The sequence below is a fragment of the Caulobacter sp. X genome (genome assembly GCF_002742635.1).
Classification (GTDB): domain Bacteria; phylum Pseudomonadota; class Alphaproteobacteria; order Caulobacterales; family Caulobacteraceae; genus Caulobacter.
This window is the reverse complement of record NZ_PEGF01000002.1, coordinates 1,862,714-1,875,795: the sequence shown is the minus strand read 5'-3', so window position 1 is coordinate 1,875,795 and position 13,082 is coordinate 1,862,714. Positions and strand designations below refer to the sequence as shown.

General features: G+C 68.6%; 10 protein-coding genes. 2 read left to right on the top strand and 8 right to left on the bottom strand.

The features are described 5' to 3' along the window. Window positions 1-18: 18 nt before the first annotated feature. Window positions 19-1,068, bottom strand: a complete 1,050-nt coding sequence (locus CSW60_RS21340) for an acyltransferase (RefSeq protein ID WP_099539045.1) — start codon at window positions 1,066-1,068, stop codon at window positions 19-21. 67 nt (window positions 1,069-1,135) lie between these two features. After that, window positions 1,136-2,386 (bottom strand): class I SAM-dependent RNA methyltransferase, encoded by a 1,251-nt coding sequence (locus CSW60_RS21335; protein ID WP_099539044.1) that lies wholly within the window; start codon window positions 2,384-2,386, stop codon window positions 1,136-1,138. 158 nt (window positions 2,387-2,544) lie between these two features. On the opposite strand from CSW60_RS21335, the gene CSW60_RS21330 reads away from it, so the two are divergent. Then, window positions 2,545-3,168: a hypothetical protein gene (locus CSW60_RS21330; RefSeq protein ID WP_099539043.1), complete on the top strand. Its 624-nt coding sequence runs from the start codon at window positions 2,545-2,547 to the stop codon at window positions 3,166-3,168. A gap of 74 nt (window positions 3,169-3,242) precedes the next feature. On the opposite strand, the gene CSW60_RS21325 is transcribed toward CSW60_RS21330, so the two are convergent. Continuing rightward, window positions 3,243-3,974 carry a TlyA family RNA methyltransferase gene (locus tag CSW60_RS21325; RefSeq protein WP_099539042.1) on the bottom strand — a complete coding sequence of 244 codons (732 nt, stop codon included), beginning with the start codon at window positions 3,972-3,974 and terminating at the stop codon, window positions 3,243-3,245. 120 nt (window positions 3,975-4,094) lie between these two features. Between CSW60_RS21325 and CSW60_RS21320 the strand changes: the two genes are divergently transcribed. After that, entirely contained in the window at window positions 4,095-5,582 is a 1,488-nt protein-coding gene (locus tag CSW60_RS21320) for an amidase (protein WP_099539041.1), read from the top strand. 42 nt (window positions 5,583-5,624) lie between these two features. Here the strand turns inward: CSW60_RS21320 and CSW60_RS21315 are convergent, their stop codons facing one another. The 5 genes from CSW60_RS21315 to CSW60_RS21290 all read right to left on the bottom strand — a co-directional run bounded on the left by CSW60_RS21315 (window position 5,625) and on the right by CSW60_RS21290 (window position 13,011). Next, window positions 5,625-5,987 (bottom strand): DUF1801 domain-containing protein, encoded by a 363-nt coding sequence (locus CSW60_RS21315; protein WP_099539211.1) that lies wholly within the window; start codon window positions 5,985-5,987, stop codon window positions 5,625-5,627. 25 nt (window positions 5,988-6,012) lie between these two features. Further along, window positions 6,013-7,767, bottom strand: a complete 1,755-nt coding sequence (locus CSW60_RS21310) for a class I adenylate-forming enzyme family protein (protein ID WP_099539040.1) — start codon at window positions 7,765-7,767, stop codon at window positions 6,013-6,015. Window positions 7,768-8,015: 248 nt separating this feature from the next. Then, complete coding sequence (locus CSW60_RS21300; protein WP_099539039.1) at window positions 8,016-10,739, bottom strand: valine--tRNA ligase; 2,724 nt, start codon at window positions 10,737-10,739, stop codon at window positions 8,016-8,018. A 126-nt stretch (window positions 10,740-10,865) separates the two neighbouring features. After that, window positions 10,866-11,435 carry a DUF2497 domain-containing protein gene (locus tag CSW60_RS21295; RefSeq protein ID WP_099539038.1) on the bottom strand — a complete coding sequence of 190 codons (570 nt, stop codon included), beginning with the start codon at window positions 11,433-11,435 and terminating at the stop codon, window positions 10,866-10,868. Window positions 11,436-11,568: 133 nt separating this feature from the next. After that, entirely contained in the window at window positions 11,569-13,011 is a 1,443-nt protein-coding gene (locus CSW60_RS21290) for a TolC family outer membrane protein (RefSeq protein WP_099539037.1), read from the bottom strand. Window positions 13,012-13,082: the final 71 nt, after the last annotated feature.

The following is a 13,082-nucleotide window of genomic DNA, read 5'->3' as shown; positions in this document are numbered from 1 at the left end:
CGCGGTCCTCGTTCCCGTCTACGACGAGCGACTATGCCCGCTTCCGACAATCGGCCCAGACTTTTCTAGCCAAACCCGCAGGCGACGACGCACGGGCTCGTCATAGAGCTTCAGCACCGCCCAGGCGCCGGCGATGATCACCGGGATGGCCACCAGCGCGAAACCAATCGGGTAGCCCTTGCCGCCGATCGCCCGGAAGCCGCGCAGCATCAGCTCCCAGCCCAGCCAGTGGAGCGCGTACAGCGGATAGGAGATCGCGCCCGACACCCGGCACAGCGCGCCCAGCCACCCCGTCGGATCTCGCGTTCCGGCCAGAACCATCAGCGGAAAGACCACGCTCACGCAGACGAAATCGTAGAGCCAATTCAACGGCGTCCACGGAAAACTCATCACGGCCGCCAGCACGAAGGCCAGGACCCAGATGGGCAGGCTCCAGGTCGTGAAGGCCTGTATCCGATAACAGCCCCAGCCCAGCAGGAAGGCGAAGATCGTGCGCAGGAAGCTGATCACGAAGGTGCCGCGATCCCAGCCCGTCAGCACCCCGCCCATGCCGTGCGCGACATAGGCCATGACTGGGATCAGCAGCACCACCATCAGCACATGCCCCAGGACGCCCAGCCGCCGGATCGGGAACCAGGCCGCGCCGACGATCAGCTCGAAGAACAGCGACCAAGCCGGCGGATTCAAAGGAAAAAGCGGTGAGAAGCCGTCGTCGCTGGTCCAGACGCGCGGGATCATCAGGAGGCCCAGGCCGAGCCAGCCCGGCACCCGCTCGCGATGCTGGATGATGACGGTGGCGCCCAGCAGCATGGTCAGGGCGATCAGCGGCCACAGCCGGATCAGCCGCTGGCGCATGAAGCCCAGCCAACCGATCTCACGGCGGCCATAGGCGTGGGCCAGGACGAAGCCCGACAGGCAGAAGAAGAAGTCGACCGCGAGATAGCCGTGGGGGACCAGGCCATGCCGGCCGGTCCAGCCGCCAACGTGGTAGAGCATGACGCCGACGGCCGCGACGCCGCGCAGGCCGTCCAGCGCCTCGAACCGTCGTCCCGCTTGGTAAGCTCGCAAACCGCCGCCCCCGCTCCCTGTCCTTGCTTAGCCGACGGGTCGGCGGACGCAAACCAGGGGTTCGGCGTCAGCGCGAGAAGACGCCGACCAACTCGATGTGCGGCGACCAGACGAACTGGTCGACCGGCAGCACCTTCTCCAGCCGGAAGCCGGCGTCGACCAGGGCGCGCGCGTCCTTGGCGAAGGTGGCCGGATTGCACGAGACGCTGATCACCTTGGCGACCTTGGACTTGGCGATCTCGACCGTCTGTTCGGCCGCGCCGGCGCGCGGCGGGTCGATGACCACGACGTCGGTCTTAGCGAGCTCGGTGCTCAGCACCGGCCGGCGGATCAGGTCGCGCGCCTCGGCCTGAATGGGCTTCAGGCCCGGCGTCGAGCCGATGGCGGCCTTGAGCGCTTCGATGGCCGGCGCGCTCATCTCGGCGGCGTGCACCGCGCCGATCTCGGCCAGACGGAAGGTGAAGGTGCCGACCCCGCAATAGAGATCCGCGAGGCGGCTCGCGCCCTGCGCCTGTGCGACGGCGAAGTCGACCATGGCGCGCTCGGCCGCCGGCACGGCCTGCAGGAAGGCGCCCGGCGGCAGGGCCACCACCGCCGGGCCCAGCTTCACCAGCGGCTGGCGCGCGCCATAAACCGTCTCGCCGGCCATGGTGACGCGCGCGAAGTCGCCCTCGCTGGCCGCCATGGCCGCGCGCATGCGGGCGTCGGCCGACAACCCGCCGCTCTTGCGCTCGACGCCCGTGACGTCGATGTCGAGGCCGGTGCCGGTCAGGGTCACGTGCAGGGTCGGCGCGGACTTGGGATGCTCCAGGAACGGCTCGGCCAGGCGCGCCAGGGCCGGCAGGGCGGCGACGAGGCGCGGATCAGTGACCGGGCACTCCTCGATCGGCACGAGGTTCCAGGAGCGACGCGCCTTGAAGCCCAGCAGCGCGCCGGCGCCCTTGGGCCCCTTGCGCGCATGCAGCGCCACGCGGCGACGCGAGGCCGGCGGGGCGGCGAAGGTCGGCAGGATCTCGGTCTCCAGCCCTTCCATCGACAGCTGGATCCGGATCTGCTCGGCCTTCCAGGCGCGGTAGGGTTCCGCCGCCCAGTGCTGCAGGGCGCAGCCGCCGCAGGTTCCGAAGTGTCGGCACGGCGGCGTCACGCGATCGGGACTGGGGATGAGGATATCGGCGATCTCGCCGCGCGCGCCCTCCATCCTGGCCAGCACCCGCTCGCCCGGCAGGGTCAGGGGCACGAAGGCCGCGCCCTTGCCCTCCGCATTGCGGGAGAGGCCGTCGCCCTGGGCGCCGACCGCGTCGATCGTCAGTTCTCGCATTTCGTATCCGTTTCGGCGCCGAGGACGGCGCGCAGAGGCCGTCCATACAGCGCGGGAAGGAAGCTGAACACCTCGGTCAGGCGTCGTTCATGTTGACTACGCCATAGCTTGTCCAACGAACGGATCGGGCTTTCGCCCCCAAATTGACAAGCTCTCTCATGACCATGACCGCCACCAAGAGCAGGACCACCAAGATGAAGACCGTTCTGGGCGTCAGCTTCGCCCTCGTCTGCGGCGTTCTTACGCCGACCCTGGCCTCGGCCCAGGCCTATGGCTCGGGCGGCGCCTATGACCAGCGGCCCTATTACGATGAGTGCCAGCGTTCGACGACGCAGCGCGGCACGGGCGGCGGCTTGGCCGGCGCCGGCATCGGCGCGGCCATCGGCAGCGGCATCGCCGCCAAGGGCGCGCGCACCGAAGGCGCTGTCCTGGGCGGCCTACTGGGCGCGGTGATCGGCACGAACGTCGGCAAGAACTCGGCCGCCTGTACGCCGGGCCGCGCTCCGCCACCGCCGCCTCCCCCGCCGCCGGTGGCCTATAACGAGCCGCCGCCGCCTCCGCCGTCCTCGTATGAAGACGCCCGCCGCGACGCCGAGCGCGACAGCTATTACGAGCGCAGCTACGAGCGCCACGAGGGTTATCGCGTCGCCGACCGCCCGAAGGCCGACATCAACGGCTGTACCTTGGCCGAAAGCCCGATCTACTTGCCCGACGGCCGCGTCCAGAAGCGCTTCGTGCGCGTCTGCCCCGACGCCAACGGCAAGTATCAGGTCGTCGACTAGACGACCCTCAATATTTTGGAAGACTGTCTTGTGGAAGACGATCGGCCGCTCCTTTGGGGGCGGCCGATTTGCTTTTAGCGCTTGAGGGCCCAGACCAGGCGCTCGACCTGGCCCTCGCCACCGGTGATCGGGCTTTCGGCGAGACCCTTCACGGACCAACCCGCGCTTTCCAGAAAGTCGACGATCTCGCGCTCGACACGGGCGATCACCTCGGGGTCCTTAACCAGCCCGCCCTTGCCGACATGGTCACGCCCGGCCTCGAACTGCGGCTTGATCAGCGCCACCAGGTCCGCGCCTGAGGCGGCCAGCCCCAGCGCCGCCGGCAGGGCCTTGGTCAGCGAGATGAAGCTGACGTCGCTGACGACCAGCATTGGCGCTTCCGGGATCGTGTCGGCGTCCAGCGCCCGCGCGTCGACGCCGGACAGGCCCAGAACCCGATCATCGGCCTTGAGCTTGGCGTGAAGCTGATCGCGCCCGACATCCACGGCGAACACCTTGGCCGCCCCGCGCGATAGCAGAACCTCGGTGAAGCCGCCGGTGGAGGCGCCGATGTCCGCCGCGATCCGGCCCTCGACCGCGATCGGCCAGAGGTCCAGCGCGTGGACCAGCTTCAGCGCGCCACGTCCCACCCAGGGATGAGCGGCCTCGGCGACGATCTCGGCGTCCTCGTCGACGCTTTCCGAGGGCTTGGCGACCGCCTTGCCCGCCACCGTCACGCGCCCGGCCTCGACGGCCGCGCGAGCCTTGGCGCGGCTGTCGAAGACGCCCCGCTCGACGAGCAGCTGATCGATGCGCTTGCGGGCCACGACGACTCCCCAAAACCCAAAGCGGCGATGTAGCACGGGCTTGCGGCCAAGGTCTCTTCCGGGTCAACTTAACGTCGATCACCGGCGCGTCAGACGCCGGCCAATGGGAGTGAACCATCCATGCGTTTCAGCCGTCGCGGTCTTCTGGCCGCCACCGCCGCCATCGCGGCCGCCCCTTCGGCCTTCGCCAAGCCAAAGTCGTCCGCCGCCCCCGCGCCGTGGACGCCCGACGCCACCGAACTGGCCGGCCGGGTCAGCCGCAAGGAGGTCAGCGCCGCCGAACTGGTCGAGGCGGCGATCCAGCGGATCGAGACGCTGCAGCCGCAGGTGCAGGCCCTGGTCGCCTCGGACTTCGAGCGCGCCCTGGACAAGGCCAAGACCGGTAAGCTCTCCGGCCCATTCGCGGGCGTGCCGTTCCTGGTCAAGGACCTGGACCCCTACAAGGGCCTGCCCACCCGCTACGGCACCCGCGTCAGCCTCGGCGCCAAGCCTGAGAAGGAGCAGACGGCCTATATCGACGCCTTCGACGCGGCGGGCCTGATCACCTTGGGCAAGTCGGCGACGCCGGAATACGGCTTCCTGCCGACGACCGAGCCGATGGGCTTCCTGCCCACGCGCAATCCCTGGAACACCCAGCACTCTTCGGGCGGATCGTCCGGCGGGGCGGCCGCGGCCGTGGCGTCCGGCATGGTGGCCATCGCCCACGCCAGCGACGGCGGCGGCTCGATCCGGATCCCCTCGGCCAATTGCGGCCTGTTTGGCCTCAAGCCCTCGCGCGGCCGGATGATCCCCAACCGTCCCAGCAGCTGGGGCATCGACCTGTCGGTCTCGCACGTCCTGGCCCACAGCGTCCGCGACTCGGCGGCGATGTTCGCCGCGACCGAGCGCACCGACGCCGGCGCGCCGTTCAAGCCGATCGGCATGATCGGCCAGCCGCTGAAGAAGAAGCTGAAAATCGGCCTGGTGATGAACGGCGGCACGGGCCTCGCCCCCGACCCAGAAGTGCGGACCGCGGTCGAGAACGCCGCCAAGCTGCTGAAGGACCTGGGCCACCGGGTCGAGCCGACCGCCCTGCCCGTCGATGGCGCGCAATTCGGCCAGGACTTCACCGTGCTGTGGGCCAGCGGCGCGGCCGAGCTGGTCGCGGGCGTCACCAAGGCCATGGGCCGCAAGCCTGACGCCACGGTGCTGGAGCCCTTCACCCTGGGCATGGCCGAACTGGTCGGCAAGCTGCCCAAGGACGCCCTGCCCGCCGCCATGAAGCGCCTGAACGCCATGATCGGCGCCTATGACGCCTGGCTGACCAAGTACGACGTCATCCTGTCGCCGGTGCTGGGCAAGCCGCCGGTCGAGCTGGGCTATGTCGCCGGCTGGGTTCCGTTCGAGGAGCTGCAGGCGCGGCTGATGGCCTATGTAGGCTACACCCCGGTCCAGAACGTCGCCGGCGCGCCCGCCATGAGCGTGCCGCTGCACTGGACGGCCGGCGGCCTGCCAGTCGGCGTCCAGTTCGCGGGCCGGGCTGGCGACGAAGCCACGCTGCTGGGCCTGGCCTATCAGCTGGAACAGGCCCAGCCGTGGGCGCACAGGCGTCCGCCGGTCAGCGCCTAGGCGTAAAGGAGCGCCGTTCCGGCTCGCGCCGGGACGGCCGCCCTAACAGGCGCCGCGGCCGTGCTCGCGGACGTGATCCAGCAAGTCGGCGACGAGGTCGAAGTCGATCGCCTCGGCCTTCTTCCAGCGTGCGCAGCCGCCGCCGCGATCGACGCCCGCCATGCGCTCCGGGAAGGCGTCCAGCGCCGCTCGCCCGACATAGAGCGCGATGTAATGCTTCTGGCTGTTGAAAGAGACCAGCGGCGCCTTGGGATCGCCATAGCCCGGCATACCGAACGCCATGAGCTCGCGCTCGGCGCCGAAGCGCTCGCGGCAGAGGCCCCGGAGGCGGTCCAACGCCGGGCGGCGATCCGGCGGGACCTCCGCCAGGAAGTCGTCGACGTTCGCCGCCTTGGACTGGACCATCGTCATCCCTCCGACGAGGGGCGGATCACCCCTCCACGAACACCTTCTTCAGCTCGTTCTTCATGATCTTGCCATTGGCGTTGCGCGGCAAGGTCTCGGGCCAGAACACCACCTTCACCGGCACCTTGAAGGCGGCCAGACGATCGGCGACGAAGGCGCGCAGCTCGGCCTCGGTCGCCTGGGCGCCCGGCTTCAGCGTGACGACCGCCGCCGGCTCCTCGCCCAGGGTCTTGTGCGGGATGCCGACCAGGGCCGCGTCCATGATCGCCGGGTGGTCGTAGAGGCAGTTCTCGACCTCGATGCAGTAGATGTTCTCACCGCCGCGGATCAGCATGTCCTTGGCGCGGTCGATGATGAAGCAGAAGCCCTCGGCGTCGAGGCGCGCGAGGTCCCCGGTCCGCACCCAGCCGTCGACGAAGGTCTGGGCGGTGGCTTCGGGCTTGTTCCAGTAGCCGCGCACGACCTGCGGGCCCTTGCACCACAGTTCGCCGACCTCGCCGATCGGCAGCTCGCGATACGGCGCCTCGACGGTCATGATCTTGAGGTCCGTGACCGGCACGGCGGGGCCGCAGCTGTCGGGGCGGTTCTCGTAGTCTTCCGCCGAGTTGCTGGTCGCCGTGGCCGAGGTTTCGGTCATGCCCCAGCCGTTGCCGGGCGAGGACTTCGGCCAGATTTCCTTGATCTTGCGGACCAGTTCCGGCGCGGACGGCGCGCCGCCATAGGCCACGGCCTCGATTGAGGAGAGGTCGTACTTGTCGCGGTTCGGGTGCTCGATGATCTGCCAGGCGATGGTCGGCACGCCGCCCATCTGGGTCAGCTTTTCGTCCTGGATCACCTGCATGGCGCGCTCGGGATCCCACTTGCGCATCATCGCCAGCTTGGCGCCGGCGAACAGCGACGGGTTCAGCACGGCGAAGCAGCCGGTGGCGTGGAAGAACGGCACCGACAGAAGCGCCCCCTTCTGCGGCGCGGCCGGATCGGGCTGGGGCGGTATTTCACCCCGGCGCAGGAAGGCGCGCGCGGACGCGGCGGCGGCGGCGAAGATGTTGCTGTTGATGTTGCGGTGGGTGGCGATCGCGCCCTTGGGCTTACCCGTCGTGCCCGAGGTGTAGAAGATCGTCGCGTCGTCGTCTGCCGCGATATCCACCGTCGGCAGCGGCTTGGGCTCCAGCGCCGCCCAATCGTTGGGCCCGCCGATAATGGCTTCCAGATGGACGACGTAGGGATGGCTGATCTCTTCGGGCGAGCGGCTGACATAGACGCGCCGCAGCTCGGGACAGTTGTGCAGGTGTTCGGTCAGGCGCTCGTAGCGTTCGACGTCGACGATCGCGACCTTGGCGCCGGAGTCGATCAGGCCGTATTCCAGCTCCGGGCCCGTCCACCAGGCGTTCAGAGGCGTGACGATCGCCCCCAGCACCAGGCCCGCATAGAAGGCCACCGGCCATTCGGGCACGTTGCGCATCACGATCGCGACCCGATCGCCCTTTTGCACGCCGAAGGCCTGCAACTCGGCGGCCATGTGGGTGACGGCGCGGTAGAAGGCCTCGAAGCTGACTCGCTCATCCTCGTGGACCATGAAGATCTTCTCGCCGTGGCTGCGCCCCATCAGCAGGGTCTCGCGCAGGGTCGGCGGGCAGTTCTTCCAGACCCGGGTCTTCACGCCGCGGATCTCGACCTCTTCCATCTCGCCCGGCGTGCCCGGCTGGGTGATCAGCGCATAGGCTTGCTGGACCGACATGGCGGGCCACGGAGTGGGCTTGGAAGCGGCGGCCTGGGTCATGATGCTTACTCTCTCCCGGTAGGTCGCGCCCTTGTCGATCGAGCGCGTTTCCCGCCCAGAGAGCACAGCCGGAAGCCGGATGCAAACGTACGTTTGACGCTAGGGGATCATTGATAAGTTAGATCCTCCCCCGCAGCGCGGGGGAGGTGGCCCAGAGGGCCGGAGGGGGCCAGCGCCGCCGACTTCCGGTACGCCCCCTCAGTCACTTCGTGACAGCTCCCCCGCAGCGCGGGGGAGCAACTTACCCCCTAGCCCACCGACTCCAGACGGCTGAGCGCGGCTTCCAGCTTGGCCTTGGCGGCTTGCGCCTCGGCGAGGCGCTCGCGGTTCTCCTCGACGACCTCTTCCTTGGCGCGGGCCAGGAAGTCGGGGTTGCCGAGCTTCTTCTGGGTCTTCTCGATCTCGCCGACGTGGCCGGCGATCTCCTTGGTCAGGCGGGCCTTCTCGGCGGCCAGGTCGATGAACTCGGCGATGGCCAGGGCGCCGGTGGCCTCGCCCATCACGATCGGGACCGAGCCGGCCGGGGCGGCTTCCGCCTCGCGGGCGCTGTCGAGGCGCGCGAGCGTCAGCAGCAGGTCGCGATGGCGCGCCAGGCGGGCCTTGGTCTCCGGACCCGCGCCGACAATGGTCAGCGCCGGCTTGGCGGACGGCGGCACGTTCATCTCGGCGCGGATCGAGCGGATTTCGCCCACGGTCTCGACCAGCCAGCCGATCTCGGCCTCGGCTTCCGCGTCGATCCAGTCGGCGGGCAGCTCGGGCCACTTCGCCGAGATCAGCATGGTGTCACGAGCCGGGCCGACAAACTCGGCGGTCTTCTGCCACAGCTCCTCGGTGATGAACGGCATCACCGGGTGCAAGAGCTTCAGGATCACGTCCAGCGCCCAGGCGGCGGTGGCGCGGGTCTCGGCCTTGGCCGCCGCGTCGTCGCCGTTCAGGATCGGCTTGGCCAGCTCCAGGTACCAGTCGCAGAAGACGTTCCAGACGAAGCGGTACAGAGCCCCGGCCGCCTCGTCGAATGACGGGGCCTCCAGGGCCTTGGTGACTTCGGCCACGGTCTTGACCGTCTCGCCGCGGATCCATTTGTTGATCGGCTGCTGGACGGTGGCCGGGTCGAAGCCCTCGACGCGGACGCACTCGTTCATCTGGGCGAAGCGCGAGGCGTTCCACAGCTTGGTGCCGAAGTTGCGATAGCCTTCGATGCGCTGCTTGGAGAGCTTGATGTCGCGCGCCTGGCCCGACATCGCCGTCAGGGTGAAGCGCACCGCGTCGCAGCCCAGTTCGTCGATCAGGATCAGCGGATCCATCACGTTGCCCTTGGACTTGCTCATCTTGGCTCCCTTCTCGTCACGGACGAGGGCGTTGATGAACACCTGCTTGAACGGGGCTTCGCCCATGAAGTGGATGCCCATCATCATCATCCGGGCGACCCAGAAGAAGATGATGTCGAAGCCCGTCACCAGGGTGCTGGTCGGGTAGAACTTGGCGAGGTCGGCGGTCTTCTCGGGCCAGCCCAGGGTCGAGAACGGCCACAGGGCCGAGCTGAACCACGTGTCGAGGACGTCTTCGTCCTGGGTCAGGACGACGTCATTGCCGTACTGGGCGCGGGCGGCGGCGTAGGCGGCTTCCTCGGTCTCCTCGACGAAGATCGAGCCTTCCGGACCGAACCACGCCGGGATGCGATGGCCCCACCAGAGCTGGCGCGAGACGCACCACGGCTCGATGTTGCGCAGCCATTCGAAGTAGGTCTTTTCCCAGTGCTTGGGCTCGAAGACCGTCTCGCCGCTCTCGACCGCCTTCAGCGCCGGCTGGGCCAGGGTCTTGGCGTCGACGTACCACTGGTCGGTCAGGAAGGGCTCGATGACCACGCCCGAACGGTCGCCGTGCGGGACCATGTGCTTGGTCTTCTCGATCTCCTTCAGCCAGCCCTCCTGCTCGGCGCGGGCGACGATGGCCTTGCGCGCGACGAAGCGGTCCATGCCGACGTACTCGGCCGGAACGTTCTCGTTCAGCTTGGCCTCGACCGTCAGGATGTTGATGGCTTCGAGGCCCGCGCGCTTGCCGACGCCAAAGTCGTTGAAGTCGTGGGCGGGCGTGATCTTCACCGCGCCCGAGCCCTTGGTCGGGTCGGCGTAGTCGTCGGCCACGATCGGGATGCGGCGGCCGACGATCGGCAGCGTCACGAACTTGCCGACCAGGCCCTTGTAGCGCTCGTCATCAGGGTGAACCGCGACGCCGGTGTCGCCCAGCATCGTCTCGGGACGCGTGGTCGCCACGACGATGTAGTCGCGGGTCTCGTATTCGGTCGGCTTGCCGTCCTCATCGAAGGCGATCGGGTGCTGGTAGGTGACGCCGTCGGCCAGCGGATAGGCGAAGTGCCAATAGGCGCCGTCGACCTCCTTCTGCTCGACCTCGAGGTCGGAGATGGCGGTCTGGAACTGCGGGTCCCAGTTGACCAGGCGCTTGTCGCGATAAAGCAGGTTCTGCTTGTAGAGCTGGACGAACACCTTGCGGACAGCGGCCGACAGGCCCTCATCCAGGGTGAAGCGCTCGCGCGACCAGTCACATGACGCGCCAAGCCGACGCAGCTGGTTGGTGATGGCCCCGCCGCTCTCGGCCTTCCATTCCCAGACCTTCTCGACGAAGGCGTCGCGGCCCATGTCGCGGCGGCCGATATTGCCGGCGGCGGCCAGCTGACGCTCGACAACCATTTGCGTGGCGATGCCCGCGTGGTCGGTGCCCGGCAGCCACAGGGCGGCCTTGCCGCGCATGCGGTGGAAGCGTGTCAGCACGTCCTGCAGCGTGTTGTTCAGCGCGTGGCCGATGTGCAAGGACCCCGTCACGTTCGGCGGCGGGATCACGATGACGAACGGCTCGGCGTTCGGATCCTCGCTGGGCTTGAAGGCCCCGGAGGCCTCCCAGGCGGCGTACAGGCGGGGTTCGACGGATTTGGGATCGAAGGTCTTTTCGAGCATGGCGGTGGGGATATGCCATCTGCGGCCCGCGCGGGGAACCGGCGGGGCCTGGATTTGTGGGGTATTTCGCAACGAAAAAGGCGGCCGCCGCGGCGACCGCCTTGATTTTCGGAGTTCGGAAGACGTCTAGGGGCGACCGCGAGCGATGCGCTGGACTTCTTCCTCGACCTTGGTCTCGACGATGCGCGGCAGGTTCTGGTCCAGCCACTCCTTGAGCAGCGGACGCAGCAACTCGCGTACGACGTCCTCCAGCGTGCGGCCGTCCTTGGGCATCAGCAGGGCCGAGCTCAGGCTGCCGAACGCCGAGGCGGCGGCCGAAGCGGCCGTCTCGCCAACGAGATTGTCAGCGGCCTCATCGCGGTTGAACGTCGGCGCCGCGGACGGGGTCGGTTCAGGCTCCGGCGGGGGCGGCGAATAGACGTCGATGTCGCCGACCGTCTCAAGCGGCGGCTCGGCGCCGAACTCGGCCTCGGGCTCGATCGGATCGGTCAGTTCAAGAACGTCTTCGCCATCGCTTCCGGCCGCGAAATCCATACCGACTTCCGGCTCGGACTCCAGCAGAGGCTCCGGCTCCGGTTCGGGCGCGGGGGCCTCCTCGGCCGCAGGCTCCGCCGGCGCGTCATCTTCGGAGATGATGCGCCGGATGGAGGCGAGGATTTCCTCCATCGTAGGTTCTTGAGAGCTCTGATCGGACATGTGCGGGGGCCGTCGTAAGAAATACGAATCTGTACGCGCGTTGCGGCGCGTTAAACCGCGATGGTGCAGACTTGAGCAGGTTAAGCAAGCTTAAGGATAAGCTGTGGGCTGAAACGACGCGGGCCGGCCGTGTCTATTTCGCCCCACTTTGAGCTTTTGCCGACGGCGCGCCCACCTTGTCGACGGCTTGCACCACCGGCTCCCACGGAACCCAGCCGACGCTGTGCGTCACGCGGTTGTACGAGGTCTTCGGATCATAGGCCGTCGTGCTCGCCGACAGCTTGTTGACGCCCAGCTGCCCCATGGCCTGCAGGACCACGGCGCTGGCGACATATTCGTCGCGACGCGCGCCGACCAGGGCCAGCTCGGCGTTCGACAGTTCGAGCTGGGCGTTCAGAACGTCCAGCGTCGTGCGCAGACCAACCTGCTGCTCCTGGCGCACGCCTTCGAAGGCGATCCGCGTGGCGCGGACCTGCTCTTCGTTCGAAATCAGGTTGGCGCGCGAGGCCAGGAGGTTGCTCCAGGCGTTGGAGACCTGCTGGATCGCGGTGCGCTTGGCGCTCTCGGTGGCGCTGCGGGCGGCGTTCTCGCGCTCGGTGGCGGCGCGCACCTGCGAGGTCGTCAGGCCGCCCGTGAAGATCGGGATCGACGCCGTGATCGCGCCCGAGACCGTGCGGTCATAGTCGTCGAACTGGCTGCCGACGCCCGAGCGCTTGTCGGCGGCGTAGCCCAGCGAGGCGCGGGCCGAGACGGTCGGACGATAGCCGGCCTTGGCGACGGCGACGCGCGCGGCGGCGGCCTCTTCGCTGTAGCGGGCCGAGGTCACGCCGGGATTGGCGGTCTGGGCGGCTTCGAAGGCCTGATCGACCGAGGCGGGCAACAGAGTCGCGAGGCTCGGCTCCGGCGCCAGTTCGCCCGGCGTCTGGCCGACCACGGCGGCGTAGGCCGCGCGGCTGACTTCCAGCTGGGCCTGGGCCGACGACAGGCCGGCCTTGGCGGCGGCCAGGCGGGCCTGCGACTGGGCGACGTCGGTGCGGGTGATCTCGCCCACGTCGAAGCGGGCGTTGGATTCATCGAGCTGGCGCTGCAGGACCGCGACGTTCTCCTTGGCGATGCGCAGGCGCTCCTGGTCGCGGCGGACGTCGACATAGGCCTGGACGACATTGACCAGCACGCTCTGCTCGACCGAGCGCAGGTTCTCCCGCGCGGCCAGCACGTCGGCCTCGGCGGCGCTGAGGTTGGCGCTGGCGCGACCGCCCGTATAAAGCGGCTGGCTGATCGACAGCGTCGCGCTGCTGCCCGAGGCCTTCACGTCCGCGCCCGTGTCCGGGCTGGTCTTCGAACCGGTCACGTCCAGCTCGCCGCCGACCGTTGGGCGGAAGCCGGTCTTGGCCTGAACCACGCCCTCGTCCGTGATGCGGGTGCTGGCCCGCTGCTGCTGCAGGGTCGGGTTGGTCTGGTAGGCCAGAGCGATGGCGTCGGCCAGGGTTTCGGCGTGAGCGGCGGAAAACACGCCCGCCATCAGGCCGGCGCTGCAAGCGGCGGCCAGCAATCCGGCCCGTCGACGGTTCGACATCTAGGTTCTATCCCCAATCACGCGAAGCTCGCGTACCACACTATGAGGCGTGTAAGTCGGACCGCCAGCCG

What these genes read in the sequence shown, in the direction of transcription:
- CSW60_RS21315 (WP_099539211.1), bottom strand. Translation starts at nt 5,987, where the DNA reads ATGGTCCAGTCCAAGGCGGCGAACGTCGACGACTTCCTGGCGGAGGTC.
- CSW60_RS21320 (WP_099539041.1), top strand. Translation starts at nt 4,095, where the DNA reads ATGCGTTTCAGCCGTCGCGGTCTTCTGGCCGCCACCGCCGCCATCGCG.
- CSW60_RS21295 (WP_099539038.1), bottom strand. Translation starts at nt 11,435, where the DNA reads ATGTCCGATCAGAGCTCTCAAGAACCTACGATGGAGGAAATCCTCGCC.
- CSW60_RS21330 (WP_099539043.1), top strand. Translation starts at nt 2,545, where the DNA reads ATGACCATGACCGCCACCAAGAGCAGGACCACCAAGATGAAGACCGTT.
- CSW60_RS21290 (WP_099539037.1), bottom strand. Translation starts at nt 13,011, where the DNA reads ATGTCGAACCGTCGACGGGCCGGATTGCTGGCCGCCGCTTGCAGCGCC.
- CSW60_RS21300 (WP_099539039.1), bottom strand. Translation starts at nt 10,739, where the DNA reads ATGCTCGAAAAGACCTTCGATCCCAAATCCGTCGAACCCCGCCTGTAC.
- CSW60_RS21335 (WP_099539044.1), bottom strand. Translation starts at nt 2,386, where the DNA reads ATGCGAGAACTGACGATCGACGCGGTCGGCGCCCAGGGCGACGGCCTC.
- CSW60_RS21310 (WP_099539040.1), bottom strand. Translation starts at nt 7,767, where the DNA reads ATGACCCAGGCCGCCGCTTCCAAGCCCACTCCGTGGCCCGCCATGTCG.